The sequence below is a fragment of the Micromonospora sp. NPDC051924 genome, assembly GCF_055586005.1.
The window spans coordinates 26,607-45,873 of sequence record NZ_JBVJJA010000023.1 but is presented as its reverse complement, the minus strand read 5'-3'; the positions used below and the strand labels follow the sequence as shown (position 1 = coordinate 45,873).

Sequence of the window (19,267 nt, the reverse complement as noted above, 5' to 3'; positions counted from 1 at the left end):
TCGGAAACGGCCCCTGACCGGATCGGTCAGGGGCCGTTCGCCGTCGTCGGACGACGCCGTCAGCTCGTCCCGGGGCAGGCCCGCCCGGCGTCGGTGACCCGGTAGATCCGGATGCCGCCGACCTGGTGGACCAGTTCGAGCCGGTTGCTGGCGACCAGCCGGTCCGGCTCGTAGTGCTTCTCCCAGGCGCCCGGCATCTTCCGCTTGCCGGTCACCACGTAGCTGATGTTGAGCCGGCGCACCTCGCACCCGGCCGGCCTGGCGTCCTCGCTGTTCACCAGCCAGTTCCAGGCGTCCCAGCGCTTCTCGTAGTTCTCGGCGGGCAGCCCCGGCAGCGGCGGGATGCCGAACAGCAGCGGCACGTCGTAGTCGGCGTAGGACCAGCTCATGAACTCGCGGTGCCGGTCGTACGCGACCACGCTGCCGGGCGGGTTGTTCTCCTGCAGCCAGCGGAACGCCTCGGGATAGGACTTGCCCAGCGGGGTCCGGCTCTTCATCTCGTCGCGGATGGCGCGCCAGCTGTCCGGCGCCGCGCCGAGACCGAGCAGGGTCAGCACCACCAGCACGGCGGCGACCGCGGCCGGCACGGGCGAGCCGCGCAGCGCCCGGGCGCGGGCCGCCACCAGGCTCACCAGCCAGGCGATGGCCAGCCCGAGCACCACCGCGCCGGCCACCGTCAGCAACCCGTAGACCGGGAAGATCATCGAGCGGACCCGTTCCCGGACGCCGTACCAGAGGCTGGACAGCGTGGTCGCGGCCGGCGAGTCGGACGCCGAGGTCCAGTAGCCGATCAGGGTGAAGATCACCCCGGCGACCAGCCACGGGCGGGCCCAGCGCAGCGGGCGCAGCACCAGCGCGAACAGCGACAGCAGCAGGCAGGGGATCACGATCCAGAGCCCGACCTGGATGGTCGGCACGTCGAGCTGGTAGTCCCGGCCGCCCACCTGCGGGAAGCCGAACAGGATGTAGCGCTGCGGGTCGGTGACCCAGTACTCCCAGGACTCGCCGTACCTGCCGAGCAGCGGCGGCGGGTTGGAGATCCGTTCGCCGTTCGCGCCGAGCAGGACCCCGATCAACGGCAGCAGCGGCACCAGCCCTGCCACGACCATCGCGGCGAGGCCGGCGCCCATCCGGCGCCAGACCGGCCGGCCCGTCAGCGTCGCCGCCATGCCCAGGGCGAGCACCCCGATGAAGAGCACGTCGTAGGTGTGGGTCATCACGATTCCGGCGCCGGCCAGACCGGCCAGCAGGCCCACCCGCACCGGGTGGGTGCCGCGCAGCGCGAGGGCGATGAGCAGGGCGACCGCGCCGGCCACGCTGGGCGCGGTCTGCTCGGTGATCCGTCCGGTGACCACCGAGAGCCACATCGGCCCGAGCACCGCCGGTGCGGCCGCGGCGCAGGCCGCCACGATCGGCCGGCCACCGAGCGCGCGCACCGCCGCGTAGACCCCGGCGACCAGGGCGAGCGGGCCGAGGATGATCGACCAGGCGGTCATCACCGTGCTGATCCGGCCGCCGGAGAGCTCGGCGGCCTGGGCCCAGGAGACGTTCGCCGCCAGGGGATAGAACGAGCAGGAGAGCGCGGTGTCGGTGGCGCCGGTGGTGCACGCCGAGGAGATCAGCACGCTGCCGGTGTCCATGATCCGTCGGGTGAGGAAGCCGTGGTTCATCGCGTCCCATCCGGGCGGCGCGTTGAGCCGGCCCAGGATCAGCCAGCCGAACGCCACGCTGACCAGCGCCGGCACGGTGACCCCCACCAGGTCCGACCAGTGCGGCCGGACGGAAGGCAGGCGCAGCCGGGCGCGCAGCCCCGGCCGGGTGCCGTCCTCGGCCGACTCGACCAGCCCGCGGGCGACCAGCCGGGAGCCGAGCACCGCCAGGCCGGCGAGGAGCAGTTCGGCGACGAGCACCGCCAGCGCGCTGTGCGGCAGGCCGAGCTTCGGCAGCCACGACATGGCCAGGGTGGTCAGGCCGAGGGTGAGCGCGGGCGACGCTGCCCAGGCCGCCCACCGGTAGCGCCCCGGGGGAAGGGCGAAGCCGAGCAACGCGCCGGGCACGATGGCGACGGCGAGCGCGATCAAGGTCGTCAAACCCGTGGATCCTTTCGAGGGGACGCCAGGTCTCCGGCGGCGGCCGGCCGGCCCGTGTCGACGTGCCGCGCCCGGTGTGGCCGCTGCTGCCGTGGCGGCCTGGTCGGCGAACGGCCGGACCAGTATAGGAACGCGACCTTGACGCCGTGGCCCGCCGCCGCGATGGGGCGGCGGGGACGCGGACGAATAGGAGCAACGGCGTCAGATGGCGACACCCCAGCGATACCGGTGGCTTCCCTCACGTTAAGGTCACACCTACGCTGCGGCAGGGGCCCGCGGTTGGCGTCGACGCGGTCCGGTGGGGGACGATGATGGAGCGGCATGCGCGCGGCGGGTCCGTTCTCGCGGCGGCCCGCCGGGAAGCGCCGGCGCCGATCAGCCAGCCCGCCCGTGGCAGCGGACCCGGGTCCGCGCCGGCCCGCGCCGGCCACGCCAGTTGTCGATCTCGTAGGGAGCGTACTCGTTGTTCGGCAAGTTGATGGGGCCGGCGGGCGTCGCCGCCCGGGGCGCGCTGGTGGTGCTGTGCTACCTGGTCACGCTGCTGGCCGGTGCGTTCGGCCAACCGGTTCTCTTCGCCGTGGCGGGCACGCTCGCCGTGCTCGGCGAGTTCGCCATGATGCGGTGGTCGACGGCGTCCGAGGTGCTGCTGGAGAAGGTCGGCCTGACGAAGTCCTACCGTCAGCTCACCCGCGACCTGGCGAGCGTGCTGCTGGTCGTCTCCGCGGTGCGCCCGGGCGCGGTCCCGGTCACCTGGCTGATGCTGCTGGTGGCCGCGGTCTGGGTGATCGCCATCTTCGCCGGCGCGCTGAACACGATGATCGACCGGCGTAACCCGCTCTCCGCGCTGGTCCGCAACATCGACCTCGGCCCGATGCGCGCCGCGCCCCGCCCGCCGTCCTGGGCCGCCGGCGTCGCCGGTGAGCGGCTGCCCTTCCTGAACGTCCTGCTGATCCCCGGCGCGGTGGCCGCCGCCGTGGCCGACGACGTCGCCCCCGCGCTCGTCGCCGCCGGGATGGCCACCCTGGTCACCGCGGTCGTCGGCCTGGTGGTCGCGGCGACCTGGCTGCGCGGCCGGGGCAGCGGCCAGCCGACCCTGCTGCCCGCGGTGCAGCGCTGGCTGGACAGCTACCGGCCCGAGGTGGCCCTCTACTTCGCCGGCCCGGCCAAGGACGTCTACCAGGCCAACATGTGGCTGGCCCCGACCGAGGCGCTGGAGCGGCCGGCGGTGGTGCTGATGCGCAGCCGGGAGGCGTTCAACGAACTGGCCGACACCCGGCTGCCGGTGATCTGCGTGCCCACCGGTCCGGACTTCATGAACCTGGAGCTCGGCAGCGTCCGCGCCGCGCTCTACGCCGCCAACGTCGGCGCGAACATCCACATGCTCCGTGAGCCCGGCATGAAGCACGTCTTCGTCGGTCACGGCGACAGCGACAAGCAGGCCAGCGTCAACCCGTACAGCAAGGTGTACGACGAGGTCTGGGTGGCCGGTCTGGCCGGGCGGGAGCGCTACGCCCGGGCCGCCGTCGGGGTCCGCGACGAGGACATCGTCGAGATCGGACGGCCGCAGCTCACCGGCGTGCACACCTTCGGCGCCGAGTCGGTCGACCGGCCGTTCACCGTGCTCTACGCGCCGACCTGGGAGGGCTGGCTGGACGACGACCCGTACCACACCTCGCTGGTGCTGATGGGGGAGCGGATCGTCAAGGGCCTGTTGGAGAGCCGCCCCTCGGTGCGGCTGATCTACAAGCCGCACCCGCTGACCGGCTCCCGGTCCAAGGAGGCCAAGGCGGTGCACGAGCGCGTGGTGCGGCTGATCCGGGCCGCCGGCGGCGACCCCGACGCGTCCTCGCTGGACGGCACCGGCCACCGGGTGGTCACCGGGCGGACGCCCGCGCTGTTCGACTGCTTCAACCAGACCGACCTGCTGATCAGCGACGTGTCCAGTGTGGTCTCCGACTTCGTGCAGAGCCAGCGCCCGTACGTGGTGGCCAACCCGAGCGGGCTGCCGGAAGACGAGTTCCGGCGCGACTTCCCGACCTCGCGGGCGGCGTACCTGCTCTCCGCCGACTGCGGCGAGCTGGAGAAGATCCTCGCGCTGACCCGGGCCGGCGACGACCCGATGACCGAGGCGCGGCGGGAGCTGAAGACGTACCTGCTCGGGCCGGACGAGCCGAACTCGATGGAGCGGTTCCGGGCGGAGATCGGCCGGCTCTGCGGCTGAGCCGCCGCGGCGGACACGGAAACGGGGAGGGCCGGTGCCCTCCCCGTTCGTCGTGTGCGGGCCTCAGCCCTGGTGCGGCGGGTTGTCGACGTCGCGGGAGACGACCTCGCCCTTCTCGTCCACCCAGCCCTTCGGCCGGGCCGGGTTGCCGGCCACCAGCTGGTACGGCTTGACGTCCTTCGTCACCACCGAGCCGGCGGCGATCATCGCGTACTCGCCGACCTCGATGCCGCAGACCAGCGTGGCGTTGGCGCCGATCGAGGCGCCCCGGCGGACCAGGGTCGGGGTGATCGTCCAGTCCGGGTTCTGGGCCCGCGGCCGGAAGTCGTTGGTGAAGACGGCGCAAGGGCCGACGAAGACCTCGTCCTCGATGGTGACGCCCTGGTAGACCGAGACGTTGTTCTGGATCTTCACCCGGTCGCCGACGGTGACGTTCGCGTCGACGTACACGTTGCGGCCGATGACGCAGCCGGAGCCGACCTGCGCGCTCGACCGGATGTGGGCCAGGTGCCAGACCTTGGTGCCGTCGCCGACCTGGGCGCCCTCCTCCACGTCGGCCGTCGGGTGGACGAAGACGGAGGCGGACCGGTCGTTGGTGTCAGTCATTGTCTTCTCGCATCGTCGCAGGGGCGCGTCGTCGCGCCGATGGTGCCGGGCGACCGCGCCGGCGTACCGCCGCGGGCCCGCCCGGGCCAGGACCACCCGGCCACCCCGGGCTCCCGGTGGCGGCGCGGGCTCGACGCAGCATAACGAGCCGTCAGGGCAGCAGTTCGGCGACCGCGTCGGCGGCCGGCCGGTCCGCCGGCAACGGGTGTACCGCGACCACCGCCCCGACCGGCAGCGCCGCGTACAGGTGCGGGAAGAGCGCCCCACCCCGGGACACCTCCCAGCGCAGCGCGGCGCCGAGCCGGTCCGGGTCGACGGCGAGCACGGTGAGGCCGGTGACCCCGGCGAAGACCCGCCGGGCGGTCTCCACCACCTGGTCGGCCGCGGAAAGGTGGATGAAGCCGTCCTGGCGGTCCATCTCGGTGCCGGTGAACTCCCCGGCCGCCTGCGCCCGAACCCACTCGCTGGTCGTGAGGATCTTGTAGATCACCACCGCAGCCTACGGCGTTCCGGCATGCTCGGGTGGAGGCCCGCGGAGGGATGGGGATGCAGAGCTACGACGACGACTGGACCGACGGCCAGCGGGCCGTCTACGACGAGTGCTACCGGTACGGCACCGAGTGGGCCGCCGACCCGGACACCCCCACCGAGGACGTCCAGCACGCGATCAACCTCGGGCAGGCCGACGACGACAGCTTCACCGACGCCGAGACCGACTACCCGCCGCTGGTCGACGCCGTCACCCAGGCCACCGGGGAGAACGTCACCAGCGTGCCGGCCAGCCACGACGACCCCGGCTTCCGCGGCTTCGTGGACGGGGTGCGGGACGCCACCGCCGACGAGGTCTTCGGACTCTGACCCGAGGCCGGCCCTCCCGTCCCGCCGCCACGTCTGCCACCATTCGCAGGGCAGCACGTCGAGCGGATGGAGACACGGGTGCGGATCCTCCTGGTCGAGGACGACCGCCGGGTGGCGGCCGCCCTCTCGTCCGCCCTGACCCGGCGCGGCTACCAGGTGGAGCACGCGGCCACCGTCGAGGCGGCGCTCTCCGCCGCCCCCTGCGACCTGGTGCTGCTCGACCTGACCCTGCCCGACGGCGACGGCACCGACCTGTGCCGGGAGCTGCGCCGGCGCAGCAGCCAACTCGGCATCATCGCGGTGACCGCCCGGGGTGAGGAACGGGACCGGGTGCTCGGCCTGCGGCTGGGCGCCGACGACTACGTGGTGAAGCCGTTCTCCATGGTGGAACTCCAGGCGCGGATCGAGGCGGTGCTGCGCCGCGCCGCGCACACCGTGCCGGAGCGCAACCTGATCGAGGCGGGCGCGGTCCGGATCGACGTGGGCGGCCGCACGGTCAGCGTCGCCGGCCGGGCGGTCACCCTCACCCGCAAGGAGTTCGACATCCTGCTCTCGCTGGCCCGGCAGCCCGGCGTGGCGGTGCCCCGGGACCGGATCCTGCTCGACGTCTGGGGCACCACCTGGGCCGACCGGCACACGGTGGAGGTGCACGTCGGCTCGCTGCGCGGCAAGCTCGGCGACCCGACCCTGGTGGAGACCGTACGCGGGGTCGGCTACCGGCTCCGCGGCGAGTGAGGAGGCCGGGGTGCGTCGCCGGCTCGTGATCAGCTACCTGCTCCTGATGGTGCTGGTGCTGCTGGCCCTGGAGACCCCGCTGGCGGCCACCCTCGCCACCCGGGAGACCGAGCGGGTACGCGCGGACCGGCTCGCCGACGCCACCCGGTTCGCCTCGCTGGCCGGCCCGGCGCTGCGCGGCGGCGGCCCCGGCCCGCTCGACGCGGAACTGGCCGCCTACGACGACCTCTACGGCATCGGGGCGGCGGTGGTCGACCGGGACCGGCGCACCGTGACCGCCTCGGTGAGCTGGGAGTTCGGCACCGGCGCCGACACGGCGCTGGACACCGCGCTGGCCGGTCAGCAGTTCAGCGGCCCGGACTCGGTGTGGCCCTGGGTGGACGGCCCGCTGGTGGTGGCCGTACCGATCAACGACGGTGGCGAGGTGCTCGGCGCGGTGGTCACCGCCACCCCGGCCGGGAAGGTGCGCCGCACCGTCACCGCGTGGTGGCTGTTGCTCGCCGGGATCGGCCTGCTCGCCGTGCTGGCCTGCGTCTCCACCGCGTTCGGGCTGGCCGGCTGGGTGCTGCGCCCGGTCACCGAGCTGGACGCGGTCACTCACGAGATCGCCGAGGGGCGCCGGGCCGCCCGGGTCCGCCTCCGGCTCGGTCCGCCCGAGCTGCGCCGGCTGGCGGCCAGCTTCAACAACATGGCCGACGTGGTCTCGGACGTGATGGACCGGCAGCGGGCCTTCGTGGCGCACGCCAGCCACCAGCTGCGCAACCCGCTCACCGCGCTGCGGCTGCGGGTGGAGGAGCTGGGACCGAGCCTGGCCGACGCCGACGGCCGGGCCGAGCACCGGCTGGCGCTGGAGGAGACCGACCGGCTGGCCACCGTGCTCGACGCGCTGCTCACCCTGGCCCGGGCCGAACGCGAGGAGAACCAGCGGGTCACGGTGGGCGCGGCCGGGATCGCCGCCTCCCGGGTGTCGGCCTGGCTGCCGCTGGCCCGGCACCGGTCGGTCACCCTCCGGCTCGACGTCCCCGACGTCCCCGCGTACGCCCGGACCGTGCCGACGGCGATCGACCAGGCCCTCGACGCGCTGATCGACAACGCGGTCAAGTTCAGCGGCGCCGGGGGAGAGGTCACGGTGACCGTCCGCCCGGCCGGGGGCGGAATCGCGCTGGAGGTGCGGGACACCGGGCCCGGCATGACGGCCAGCCAGCTCGACCAGGCCACCGAGCGGTTCTGGCGGGCACCCGACGCGCAGAACGTGGACGGGGTCGGGCTGGGGTTGACCATCGTGGCGGTGCTGGTCGACGCCTCCGACGGGCGGCTCACCATGCGCCAGGGCGAGCCCCGGGGGCTCGTCGCCGAGCTGTGGTTCCCCGCCCCGGACGAGGCCGCCGACCTCGACGGTGGGTCGGTCGGCGCCACGGCCGTCCGGGCCTGAGCCGCGCCCGGACCGTCAGGGCTTGCTGGCGACGTACCAGTCCGCGGCGCCGGGATGCAGCGGCAGCGGGGTGGTGACGATCGCCGACCGGGGACTCATCCGGCCGGCCGCCGGATGTGCGGCGGCCAGCTCGGCCCGGCGTTCCATCAGCAGCCGGGTCACCTCCCGGACCAGCGGCTCCGGCAGATCGGCGCGGACGATCAGATAGTTCGGGTTCGCCACCGTGCTCACCGGGTCGGTTCCGTAGACCGAGCGGGGGATGTCCCGGGTCACGTAGACCTGCCCGTAACCGCGGCGCAGCGGCTCGGTCCACTCGCCCAGGTCGACCATCCGCACGGCGGTGCTGCCGGCCAGCTGCGCTACGCCACGCACCGGCAGCCCGCCGGAGAAGAAGAACCCGTCGATCCGGCCGGCGCGCAGCGCCGCCACCGAGTCGTCCAGGCCCAGGTGCTCCTGGCGGACCTGGTCGCCGTCGAGGTGGGCCACCTGGAGCAGTCGCATCGCGGTGACTTCGGTGCCGGAGCCGTCGGCGCCCACCGACACCCGCCGGCCACGCAGGTCCGCGAGCGTCCGTACCGGGCCGCCGGCCGTGGTGACCAGGTGCAGCAGGTCGTCGTAGACCCGGGCCACGGCGAGCACCGCCGGATGCTCGGGGGAGCGCGGCGGCAGCACGTCGGCCTGGGTGAACCCCAGCTCCGCCTGCCTGGAGCCGACCAGCCGGACGTTCTGCGCCGAGGCGGCGGTGACCACCACGCTGGCCCGCACCCCGGGCAGCTCGCGATTGAGGATGGCCGCCAGCGACTGGCCGAAGGCGTGGTAGACGGCCGTCGGGCTGCCGGTGGCGATCCGGATCTGTACCGGATCGCGCGGCTCGTCCCGGCAGCCGGCCACCCCGACCAGGGCCGGTAGCAGCAGCATCAGCAGCGCCACCGGCGCCGCGACCCGGCGCCGCCCGGGCGCAGACCAGTGTCGGCTCACGGGCAGCACTGTGCGTCGTGCACCGCCCGCGGCGCAACCCCGGCAGGTCAGTGGTCCGCCAGCACGGCGCGTCGGCTCCCCCCGGTGCCGGCGCGCGGCGGTCGACGGCCGGGCGTACGGCTCAGCAGGCCGTCGCCGCGGGGACCAGGGTCACGCTGTCCACGATCCGGGTACGGTGCGGACCGTTGGGGACGCTGACCAGGAAGCACCCGGCGCCAGGCCGGAGCATCGCGGGCACCTCCAGCAGCGCCGCGCCGCGGACCAGCACCGCGGCCAGGTCCCGGTCGGCGAGCCGGATGCCGAGGCTGTGCCGGCGTACGTGTCGACCGCCGGCCAGCATGGCCGCCCGCCAGGCGGCGGCGGCCAGCCGGGGCCGCCACACCCGCCGGGCCGTCGAGGCGCCGGGGACCGGGCCCCCGAGGAGCTCCCGCCGGCCCTGCCGCCAGCCGGTCTCCAGCAGCGCCGCGTACGTCGACCGGTGCTCCCGGGGCACGTACAGCCGGTGCAGCTCGTAGCGGCGGCGCAGCCCGCCGGTGGCCAGCTCGTGCTCGACCGGCACGCCGAGGCGGCCGAGCAGCTGCCGCATCCGGCGCGCCGCGTCCTCGCGGTTGAACTCGGCGACCCCGCCCCGATACGTGCCGACCGCGGGCCGGCGGGCCTCGGTGGCCGGGGGCGGGGTGCAGCGCACCAGGCAGGCCACCTCGAACGCGTCGGCGAGGGTCAGCCAGTCCAGCGGCGGCGGTACGGGCGACGGGCGGCGCCGGTCGAGCAGACTGATGGATTCGGGGGCCATCTGGTGCTCCTTGCGTCGAGGGTTCCCCTACCGTGACCCCCACCGCCGGTACGGCGGAACCGCTGCGCCCGAGCCTTGAGCAAAATTTGCGGCTGGCGCCGGCACTACAGCTCGGCGACCACGATGTCGAGCTGCCGTGGCCGGCCGGTCGCGGTGGGCTGCTCCTCGACCGTGTACTTGAGGTCGCGCAGGGCCCCGACCAGCGCGGCGGCGGTCCGCGGCCGGGCGCCGGCGGTCAGCAGGTCGCGGACCAGCCGGCCCTTGGTGGCCTTGTTGAAGTGGCTCACCACCGAGCGGGTGGGCACCCCGTCGACCTCCCGCTCGTGCAGCACCCGGACCGTCACCGTGCGGTCGGCGACCGCCCCGCGCGGCGTCCAGGTGGCCGCGTACGCGCCGGAGCGCAGGTCCAGCACCGGCCCGCCGCCGGCGGCCGCCGCCATCGCCGGCCCGAGCGCCGTCCGCCAGTACGCCGACAGCGCGCCGACGCCTGGCAGCTTCGCCCCGACCGGGCAGCGGTAGGGCGGGATCCGGTCGGTGAGGCGTACCGCGCCCCAGAGGCCGGAGCTGATCAGGACCGAGCGGCGGGCCAGCCGTTCCGCCGCGGGCGGCAGGCTGGCCAGGTCGAGCGCCTCGTAGAGCACCCCGGTGTAGATCCGCCCGGCCGGGGCGGTGGCCGCCTCCCGCAGCCGCGCGTTGCGCCGCAGCTCGCCGCGCTGCCCCTCGCTCAGGCCCAGCGCGGCGCGGGCCGCCGCCTCGTCCGGCCCGGCGCAGAGCCCCACCAGGGCGGTCAGCACCTCCTCGCGGGCCGGGGCCAGCTCCGGCAGGGAGAGCCGGGACAGGTCCAGCCGCCGGCCCGTGCCGGCCTCGGCCTTCCCCTCTGACGGGGGCAGCAGGATGAGCATCGGATCAGCGTACGGCCCGCGCTCAGCGCCACGGCCGCACGGCGCTGTCCGGGTGGTACACGCGATAGCCGCCCACCTCGGCCACCACGGCCGCGTCCGCCCGGTCACCGAGCAGCCGGCGCAGCTCCCGCTCCGCCGACGACCCGACCGCCAGCACGTACCCGGGCCGGGCCGCCCGCCCCACCCGCTTCCAGTACGCGGGGTAGCGGTTCTGCCCCGGCGTCAGGTTGCCGTCCAGCACCCCGCAGACCACCGCCTCACCGGTGTTGAAGATCAGCCGGTGGCAGGTCCAGTAGTCCGCGTACACCTCGTGCAGGCCGGCCCGGCGGACGGTGTCGGCCAGCTCCCGGGCCCGCCGCTCCTCGGCCCGCAGCCCCGGCGTGTCGGCGACGAACGCCACGGTGGCGGCCAGCGCGGCGGCGGTGAGCGCGGCCAGCACCAGACCCGCCGCCGCACCGCCGAGCCGGGCCGCCACGCCCGCCGTGCCCCGCAGGGCGTGCCGGGCGGCCAGCCAGAGCGGCCAGAGCACCGCCGGCAGCGAGACCTGCAGCACCGACAGGTACCGGGCGTTGCCCAGCGGATCGGTGGCGGCGAGCGGGCTGCGCACGTACCCGAGCAGGGTCAGCGCGGCCCCGGCGACCAGGGCGAGCTGCGTGACCGCCCGGACCCGGGCGGACCCTCCCGCCGCCCGCCGGTACGCGACCACGGCGAGCCCGGCGGCGGCCACCAGCAGCAGCGGGTACAGCAGGCCGAACCACTCCTGCCACCGGCCGCAGCCGGCCGTCGGGCAGAGCCCGGAGGCCAGCGGCACCCCCTCCAGCAGCCCGCCGTGCAGCCGCTCCGACACCGACGGGGCCACCCCGTCCTTGGTGCTGATCTCCCGGAACACCGACAGCGAGTCCTGCCCGTCCGGGGCGACCAGATTGTCCTTGATCATCGGGGTGACGCCGACCAGGAACCCGATCACCAGCAGCACCCCCGGCCAGCCGACCAGGTCCCGGGGCGCCGCCCAGATCAGCACCACACCGGCCACCGCCAGGTACGGCACGATCAGCCAGTCGGACCAGAGCGCCACCCCGGCGAGCAGCCCGAACAGGCCCGTGGCCAGCCAGCGGTGCCGCACCCGGCCCTCGCCGAGCGCCATCGCGAGCAGCAGCATCGCCAGCACGGCCGGCTTCACCTCGGGCCGCCCGCCCACCACGGTGAGCTGGTCGCGCACCACCCGCTCCGAGCCGAGCGCCAGCAGGCCCACCACGAAGGCGGCCAGCCACGGGGAGAAGAGCCGGCGGGTCAGCCGGTACGCCAACCAGAGGAAGGCCGCGTAGAGCGCCAGCAGCGGCAGCCGCAACACCGGCCAGCGCGGCCCGGCCAGCCAGACCAGCGGCGCCGCCAGGTAGGACTCGAGCATCCCCATGTAGCGCTGGCCGTACAGGAAGACCGGTCGCTCGTGGCCGCCGGCGATGTGCAGCGCGGCGAGCCCGAAGGTCGCCTCGTCGCTGTTCGAGGTGGGCAGCGTCAGCAGGGTCAGGACCAGCCGGTAGCCGACCCCGGCCGCCCCGAGCAGCAGCGCGACCAGCGCCGGCCGGTCCAGCGCGGGACGCCGGCGCCCCGGGCCCCGCACTGGTGTCGACACGACCACGCCGTTACCCTTCAGTGTGCCCTGGCGGACACACGGGTGGTAGTCCCGCCTTGCGGAGGGACGGTCCCGGTCTTGCCCCCGATTGGGGTGCCGGGTTGACGTTTCGTTGCCACCTGCCTGCCGGGGCGGGTCTTCTGGTCGGCTCCACGTCCTGCCACCGGGCCACTCCCGGCGATGTCGTACTGCGCTGCGAGGGCAGCGAGGTTGCGCGCGGCGTTCAAGTCCCGATCGAGGACGAGGCCGCAGGTGGTGCAGGTGTAGGTGCGCTCGGACAGGGCCAGCTTGGTTTTCACCGTGCCGCAGGCCGAGCAGGTCTTGCTGGAGGGATACCAGCGGTCGGCCATCACGAAGTGGCCGCCGTTCCATCGGGTTTTGTACGCCAGTTGACGGCGCAGCTCGGCGAACCCGGCGTCGGCGACACGCCGGGCGAGGCGCCGGTTGCGCAGCATGCCGGCGACGTTCAAGTCCTCGACCACGATCGTGCCGTACTCGCGGGCGAGGCGGGTGGTGAGTTTGTGCAGGCCGTCGCGGCGTTGGTTCGCCACCCGCGCGTGTGCCCGGGCCACCTGCCTGCGGGCGCGTTCCCACCGGTTCGAGGGCCGCTGTCCGGTGCGCCGGTCCGGGCCGACCCGGCGTGACAGGCGCCGGGCGAGGCGACGCATACGCCGTGCTGCAGTCTCCAGGGGGCGAGGGTTGGGCTCCATCTTGCCGGTGGACAGCACCGCCAAGTGGGTGATCCCGACGTCCACACCGATGACAGCGTCGGGCCGGGTGGGGGTTCGATCGACGCGGTCGACCTCGACGCAGAACGCGACATGCCACCGGCAACCGTCCCTCCGGACGGTCGCGGACAGGATCCGGGCCGTGCCGGCCTCAAGCCGGCGGGCGAGTTTGCGGGTCGACTCGTGGGTCTTCAGCCGCCCCAACCTGGGCAGGACCACATGTTTGCGGTCCGGCTCCACCCGGATCGCACCAGTGGTGAACCGGACGGACGGCGTGGCGCGGCGGCGGGACTTGAACCGCGGGAACCCGACGCGCTGCCCCGCCCGCTCACCTCTGCGGGAGTCGGACCAGTTCTTCAACGCCCGGGCCAGGGTGTCCAGTCCGGTGTTGAACGCCTCCTTCGAACACCGCGGCCACCACGGTGCCACCTCCGGCTTCGCCTGATTCCACGCCTTCCGCAACGCCGCAAGCGACCACCCGATCGTTGGCGTCAGGTCCGCCTCAGCAATCTCGTAGCTGCGTTCAGCAGCCCGCTGATCCATGACGGCCTTCACTCTGGCGAGGGCCCAGTTGTGCGCCACCCTGGCCGCACCAGCATGGGCAAGCACCGTCCGCTCCTGAGCGGGAGTCAGATCAAGGGTGAACCGGTACGCCTGAAACGTCCTCACGCCGCCACCCGAAGGACCGCAGCATCCCGACCAGCAGCCACAAACCCAAGCCAACACCACCCGTACGACATTTTTCGCATCCCGATGGGCGAGCAAGGGAGGGCCACACCGCCAACCGTTCCCTGCGGGAACCATGATTTGCTTACGAGCGCTACAGCACCCTTCGTCCTGAGCAGGCTCCACCCTCGTCGCCTCCGACCGCAGTCTGTCACGGTGGCGGCGTGCGGCGGTATGGATCGGCGCAGACGACTCGCGTGGCCGGTATCGTCCGGTTGTGGCAGGGTGGCAGCGTGCCACCCACACCACCGGACCAACTGGCTGTACCGCAGCTGCACCGGGCCGCACGCATCGAGGACGCCGTGCACGGCCTGGTGGAACGCCGGCTGCGGCGCACCGGGTGGCAGGTCAACATCATCGCGTACGCCGGGTACGGCGCCCCGGGCTGGGCGCGGGTGCTCTGCCGGGTGCTGCTCGGCCGCCCCGACACCCGGCAGGGGGGGCGGCTGGAGAAGGTCCGCGGCTGGCGCAGCTTCGCCACCCTGCCCGCCAAGTACGCCACCGTGACCATCGAGGCCGACGGGGTGCGCACGGAGGCGACCGCCGACCGCAGCGGATTCGTGGACACCATCGTCCGGGCGAACTTCACCCCCGGTTGGGCCTGCGTACGCCTCAGCGTGCCCGACGCCGAGCCGATCGAGGCGCTGGTCCGCATCCTCGACCCGGACGTCCGGTTCGGCATCCTCTCCGACATCGACGACACGGTGATGGTGACCGCGCTGCCCCGGCCGCTGCTCGCCGCGTGGAACACCTTCGTCCTCGACGAGCACGCCCGGGCCGCGGTCCCCGGCATGGCCGTGCTGTACGAACGGTTGGTCACCGCCCACCCGGGCGCCCCGGTCTTCTACCTCTCCACCGGTGCCTGGAACGTCGCGCCGACGCTCACCCGGTTCCTCTCCCGCCACCTCTACCCGGCCGGGCCGCTGCTGCTGACCGACTGGGGGCCGACGGCCGACCGCTGGTTCCGCAGCGGCCGGGAGCACAAGCGGGCCACCCTGGCCCGGCTGGCCCGGGAGTTCCCGGACGTGCGCTGGCTGCTGATCGGCGACGACGGGCAGCACGATCAGGAGATCTACCGCGAGTTCGCCGCCGCGCACCCGGACAACGTGGCCGGGGTGGCGATCCGCCGCCTGTCGCCCACCCAGGCGGTGCTCGCCGGCACCCTGCCCGCCCCCGCCGATCGCCCGTCCGCCGGCCCGGTGGGGCAGAAGTGGCTCTCCGCCCCCGACGGCGCCGGCCTCTGGAAACTCCTCCGCGAAGCCGGCCTCGTCTGACCCCTCCCGCCCCCACCCCGGAGGCGGGTCGGTTGGTGTTCGAGGTGGCCGGGGTTCAGTCGCGGCGGAGCCAGAGGACGCCGAGCGGCGGCACCCGCAGCGCCACCGAGGCCACCATCCCGTGCCACGGCACGTTCTCGGCGTGCACCGCGCCCAGGTTGCCCACGCCGGAACCGCCGTAGTGGTGGGCGTCGGTGTTGAGCACCTCGGTCCAGGTGCCGGCGCCGGGCAGCCCGACCCGGTAGCCCTCCAGGGGCCGGGCGGAGAAGTTCGCCACGCAGACCAGGGTCGCGCCGCCCGGGGCGATCCGGACGAACGAGACCGTGTTGTTGGCGACGTCGTCGCCGGCGATCCAGCGGAAGCCGGCCGGCTCGGTGTCCTGGGCCCAGAGCGCCGGGGTGGCCCGGTAGACCCGGTTGAGGTCGCCGACCAGGCGCTGCACCCCGGCCCGGGCCGGGTCGTGGGTGAGGTACCAGTCGAGGCCGCGCTCCTCGCTCCACTCCCGGTCGTCGGCCAGCTCGCAGCCCATGAAGAGCAGTTGCTTGCCGGGGTGCGCCCACATGTACGCCAGCAGCGCCCGGACGTTGGCCAGCCGCTGCCAGGTGTCGCCGGGCATCTTGCCGACCAGGGAGCCCTTGCCGTGCACCACCTCGTCGTGGCTGATCGGCAGCACGTAGTTCTCGCTCCAGGCGTACGCCAGGGAGAAGGTGAGCTGATGGTGGTGGTGCTGCCGGTAGATCGGGTCCTTCGAGGTGTAGAGCAGGGTGTCGTGCATCCAGCCCATGTTCCACTTGAAGCCGAAGCCCAGCCCGCCCTCGGCGGTGGACCGGGTCACTCCCGGCCACGCGGTGGACTCCTCGGCGACCAGCACCACCCCGGCGTGGTGCTTGTAGACGGTGGCGTTGACCTCCTGCAGGAACGCGATGGCCTCCAGGTTCTCCCGGCCGCCGTGCACGTTGGGCACCCACTGCCCCTCCTGGCGGGAGTAGTCCAGGTAGAGCATCGAGGCGACGGCGTCGACCCGCAGCCCGTCGACGTGGAACTCCGCCAACCAGTAGAGCGCGTTGGCGACCAGGAAGTTGCGCACCTCGCGGCGGCCGAAGTCGAAGACGTACGTGCCCCAGTCGGGGTGCTCGCCGCGACGCGGGTCGGGGTGCTCGTAGAGCGGGGTGCCGTCGAACCGCGCGAGGGCCCACTCGTCCTTGGGGAAGTGCGCCGGCACCCAGTCGAGGATCACCCCGATGCCGGCCTGGTGCAGCCGGTCCACCAGGTAGCGGAAGTCGTCCGGGTCGCCGAACCGGGCGGTGGGGGCGTAGTAGCCGGTGACCTGGTAGCCCCAGGAGCCGCCAAACGGGTGCTCCATCACCGGCAGGAACTCCACGTGGGTGAAGCCCAGCTCGGTCACGTACGCGGTGAGCTGCTCGGCCAGCTCCCGGTAGCCGAGGCCGGGCCGCCAGGACCCCAGGTGCACCTCGTACACGCTCATCGGCTCCTGGTGCGGCCGCCGCCTCGCCCGCCGCGCGAGCCAGTCGGCGTCGCCCCACGCGTACACGGAGGAGTGCACCACCGACGCGGTGGCCGGCGGGACCTCGGTGCGGGCCGCGAGCGGGTCGGCCTTGTCGCGCCAGTGCCCGTCGGCGCCGAGGATGCGGTACTTGTAGCGGGCGCCGACCTGCGCGCCCGGCACGAAGATCTCCCACACCCCGCTCGACCCGAGTGAGCGCATCGGCCAGCCGTCGTCCGGCCCCCAGCCGGTGAAGTCGCCGACCACCCGGACGCCCCGCGCGTTGGGCGCCCAGACGGTGAACGCCACGCCCTCGTCGAACACCCGGGCGCCGAGCGCCTCCCACAGCCGCTCGTGCCGTCCCTCGCCGATCAGATGCAGGTCCAGCTCGCCGAGGGTGGGCGGGTAGCGGTAGGGGTCGTCGTGCACGGCGCCGTCCACCTCGACCCGGTAGTCGAGCACCTCACCGGGCAGCACCGCCTCGAAGACGCCGACGTCGTGCACCCGCTTCATCGGGTGCCGCTCGTCGCCGACGAGCAGGGCCACGTCACCCGCGCCGCGGCGCATGGTCCGGATGGTGGTCCGCGCGTCGGCGGGGTGCGCGCCGAGCACGGCGTGCGGGTCGTACGCCTCGCCGGCGATCAGCTGGTCCATCGTGCCTCGTCCTTCGCGGCCGGTGCGGTCGGGGCGGTGCCGCCGGAGAGGTCGGCGGGTACGTCTTCGACGGTCAGGTCCCGCCCTGCCGGGGCCTGCGGCCCGGGTTCGGCCGGCGGGACGGGTCGGCGCAGGGTGAACACGTGCGCCGGTTGCAGGTACGGGTCGAGCCGGACGGCGTTGCGCTGCCCCCAGTCGTAGCTCGCCCCGGTCAGCTCGTCGTGCACGGTGAACCGCTCGTGCCAGTCGAAGCCGAGCGCCGGCATGTCCAGCGTGGTGTTGCCCCACTGCACGGAGTGCGAGTCGAAGGAGCAGATCACGATCACGGTGTTGCCGGTGTCCGGGTCGTGTTTGGACCAGCAGAGCAGCGCCGGGTTGTCGATGTCGTGGAAGCGCAGGTTGCGCAGCCGATGCAGGGCCGGGTTGTCGCGGCGCACCCGGTTGAGGGTGGCGATGAACGGGGCGAGCGAGCGGCCCTGCTCCTGCGCGCCCGTCCAGTCCCGGGGGCGCAGCTCGTACTTCTCGTTGTCCAGGTACTCCTCGGCGCCGGGGCGGGCCGCGTGCTCGAACAGCTCGTAGCCGGCGTACATGCCCCAGGAGGGGGAGAGCAGCGCGGCCAGCACCGCCCGGATCTTGAACATCGGCGGGCCGCCGTGCTGCAGCGACTCGTGCAGGATGTCCGGCGTGTTCGGCCAGAAGTTCGGCCGCATGTAGTCGGCCGCCGCGACCAGCTCCGCGCAGTAGGCCCGCATCTCCGCCGCCGTCGTGCGCCAGGTGAAGTAGGTGTACGACTGGGTGAAGCCGATCTTGCCCAGCCCGTGCATGATCGCCGGGCGGGTGAACGCCTCGGCGAGGAAGAGCACGTCCGGATCGACCTGCTTGACCTGCCGGATCAGCCAGTGCCAGAAGTCGAACGGCTTGGTGTGCGGGTTGTCCACCCGGAAGATCCGGATCCCCTCGCCGACCCAGTGCAGCACCACCCGCAGGATCTCCGCCCGGATGCCGTCGGGGTCGTTGTCGAAGTTCAGCGGGTAGATGTCCTGGTACTTCTTCGGCGGGTTCTCCGCGTACGCGATGCTCCCGTCGGCCCGGGTGGTGAACCACTCGGGGTGCTCGGTCACCCACGGGTGGTCGGGGGCGCACTGCAACGCCAGGTCCATCGCCACCTCCAGGCCCTGCTCGGCGGCGGCGGCGATGAACTCGCGGAAGTCCTGCGGCGTACCCAGGTCGGGGTGGATGGCGTCGTGGCCGCCCTCGGCGGCGCCGATCGCCCACGGCGAGCCGACGTCGTCCGGCCCGGCGGTGAGCGAGTTGTTGGGGCCCTTGCGGTTGACCCGGCCGATCGGGTGGATCGGCGGCAGGTAGAGCACGTCGAAGCCCATCGCCGCGACGCCCGGCAGGCGGTCCGTCGCGGTGACGAAGGTGCCCGACCGCGCCGGCGCGTCGACGGTGGCGGAGACCGCGCCCTCGGAGCGGGGGAAGAACTCGTACCAGGCGGAGAAGAGCGCCCGGGGGCGGTCCACCCAGAGCCGGCGCTCGTCGCCGGTGGTGACCAGCTCGCGGACCGGGTGGTCCCAGAGCAGCGGGGCCAGGTCGAGTGCGGCGTCGATCCGGCGGGGCAGGTCGAGGTCCTGGTCACGCAGCGCGACCATCGCGGCCCGGACCCGCGCCCGGTCGGCGTCCGGGACCAGTTCGACGGCCGCTTCCAGCACCCGGGCCCCCTCGGCCAGGTCGTTGGCCAGCTCGGCCGGGCCCTGGCCGGCGGCGACCTTCTTGGTGACCGCGTTCTGCCAGGTCAGGTACGGATCCTGGAACGCCTCGACGGTGAACCGCCACGCGCCGACCGCGTCCGGGCGGATGGTGGCGTGCCAGCGGTCCTGGCCCGGCTCGCCGGGGCGCATCCGGGTGAACGGGCGGGCCGCGCCGTCCGGGCCGAGCCAGACCACGTTGCAGCCGAGCGCGTCGTGGCCCTCCCGGTAGGCGCGGGCGGACACCGGCACCAGTTCGTCGACCACCGCCTTGGCCGGGTAGCGACCGCAGGCGACGACGGGGGAGACGTCTTCGATCGGGAACCGTCCAGTCACCGGTTCAACCTACTGCGCGAGATCGCTTCGCGCGCGGCTCGCCCGACAC

At 73.8% G+C, this 19,267-nt stretch carries 15 protein-coding genes; 5 read left to right on the top strand and 10 right to left on the bottom strand.

Annotated elements, in window-relative coordinates; translation table 11 throughout:
• Positions 1-59 precede the first annotated feature (59 nt).
• Positions 60-2,090 (bottom strand): DUF6541 family protein, encoded by a 2,031-nt coding sequence (locus tag ACZ6S5_RS19340; protein ID WP_466002203.1) that lies wholly within the window; start codon positions 2,088-2,090, stop codon positions 60-62.
• Between the two features lie 463 nt (positions 2,091-2,553).
• On the opposite strand from ACZ6S5_RS19340, the gene ACZ6S5_RS19335 reads away from it, so the two are divergent.
• Positions 2,554-4,311 (top strand): CDP-glycerol glycerophosphotransferase family protein, encoded by a 1,758-nt coding sequence (locus ACZ6S5_RS19335; protein WP_466002201.1) that lies wholly within the window; start codon positions 2,554-2,556, stop codon positions 4,309-4,311.
• Between the two features lie 63 nt (positions 4,312-4,374).
• Here ACZ6S5_RS19335 and ACZ6S5_RS19330 read toward each other — a convergent pair whose 3' ends face one another.
• Both ACZ6S5_RS19330 and ACZ6S5_RS19325 read right to left on the bottom strand, forming a co-directional pair.
• Entirely contained in the window at positions 4,375-4,917 is a 543-nt protein-coding gene (locus ACZ6S5_RS19330; protein WP_466002199.1) for an acyltransferase, read from the bottom strand.
• A gap of 151 nt (positions 4,918-5,068) precedes the next feature.
• Complete coding sequence (locus ACZ6S5_RS19325) at positions 5,069-5,407, bottom strand: DUF952 domain-containing protein (RefSeq protein ID WP_466002197.1); 339 nt, start codon at positions 5,405-5,407, stop codon at positions 5,069-5,071.
• A gap of 56 nt (positions 5,408-5,463) precedes the next feature.
• Here ACZ6S5_RS19325 and ACZ6S5_RS19320 point away from each other — a divergent pair, with 56 nt between their 5' ends.
• The 3 genes from ACZ6S5_RS19320 to ACZ6S5_RS19310 all read left to right on the top strand — a co-directional run bounded on the left by ACZ6S5_RS19320 (position 5,464) and on the right by ACZ6S5_RS19310 (position 7,942).
• The gene (locus tag ACZ6S5_RS19320) at positions 5,464-5,775 is read left to right on the top strand and encodes a hypothetical protein (RefSeq protein ID WP_466002196.1); all 312 of its coding nucleotides are present in this window, start codon (positions 5,464-5,466) and stop codon (positions 5,773-5,775) included.
• Positions 5,776-5,841: 66 nt separating this feature from the next.
• Entirely contained in the window at positions 5,842-6,510 is a 669-nt protein-coding gene (locus ACZ6S5_RS19315) for a response regulator transcription factor (RefSeq protein ID WP_466002194.1), read from the top strand.
• A gap of 10 nt (positions 6,511-6,520) precedes the next feature.
• A complete protein-coding gene (locus ACZ6S5_RS19310; protein ID WP_466002192.1) occupies positions 6,521-7,942 on the top strand; it encodes a sensor histidine kinase in 1,422 nt (473 codons plus the stop codon).
• A gap of 15 nt (positions 7,943-7,957) precedes the next feature.
• On the opposite strand, the gene ACZ6S5_RS19305 is transcribed toward ACZ6S5_RS19310, so the two are convergent.
• From ACZ6S5_RS19305 to tnpB, 5 genes are all read right to left on the bottom strand, one after another.
• Positions 7,958-8,860, bottom strand: a complete 903-nt coding sequence (locus ACZ6S5_RS19305; protein WP_466002330.1) for a TAXI family TRAP transporter solute-binding subunit — start codon at positions 8,858-8,860, stop codon at positions 7,958-7,960.
• 181 nt (positions 8,861-9,041) lie between these two features.
• Positions 9,042-9,713, bottom strand: a complete 672-nt coding sequence (locus ACZ6S5_RS19300) for a hypothetical protein (RefSeq protein ID WP_466002190.1) — start codon at positions 9,711-9,713, stop codon at positions 9,042-9,044.
• 104 nt (positions 9,714-9,817) lie between these two features.
• Positions 9,818-10,615: a peroxide stress protein YaaA gene (gene yaaA, locus ACZ6S5_RS19295; RefSeq protein ID WP_466002188.1), complete on the bottom strand. Its 798-nt coding sequence runs from the start codon at positions 10,613-10,615 to the stop codon at positions 9,818-9,820.
• Positions 10,616-10,637: 22 nt separating this feature from the next.
• Positions 10,638-12,248 (bottom strand): hypothetical protein, encoded by a 1,611-nt coding sequence (locus ACZ6S5_RS19290; RefSeq protein ID WP_466002186.1) that lies wholly within the window; start codon positions 12,246-12,248, stop codon positions 10,638-10,640.
• 17 nt (positions 12,249-12,265) lie between these two features.
• A complete protein-coding gene (gene tnpB, locus ACZ6S5_RS19285; RefSeq protein ID WP_466002184.1) occupies positions 12,266-13,645 on the bottom strand; it encodes an IS607 family element RNA-guided endonuclease TnpB in 1,380 nt (459 codons plus the stop codon).
• Between the two features lie 290 nt (positions 13,646-13,935).
• Between tnpB and ACZ6S5_RS19280 the strand changes: the two genes are divergently transcribed.
• Entirely contained in the window at positions 13,936-14,976 is a 1,041-nt protein-coding gene (locus ACZ6S5_RS19280) for an App1 family protein (protein WP_466002182.1), read from the top strand.
• A 55-nt stretch (positions 14,977-15,031) separates the two neighbouring features.
• On the opposite strand, the gene glgB is transcribed toward ACZ6S5_RS19280, so the two are convergent.
• On the bottom strand, positions 15,032-17,134 hold the full coding sequence (glgB, locus tag ACZ6S5_RS19275; RefSeq protein ID WP_466002180.1) for a 1,4-alpha-glucan branching protein GlgB: 2,103 nt from the start codon (positions 17,132-17,134) through the stop codon (positions 15,032-15,034).
• A complete protein-coding gene (locus ACZ6S5_RS19270; protein ID WP_466002178.1) occupies positions 17,122-19,218 on the bottom strand; it encodes an alpha-1,4-glucan--maltose-1-phosphate maltosyltransferase in 2,097 nt (698 codons plus the stop codon). Before ACZ6S5_RS19270 ends, glgB begins: the two co-directional genes overlap by 13 nt.
• Between the last annotated feature and the right edge of the window lie 49 nt (positions 19,219-19,267).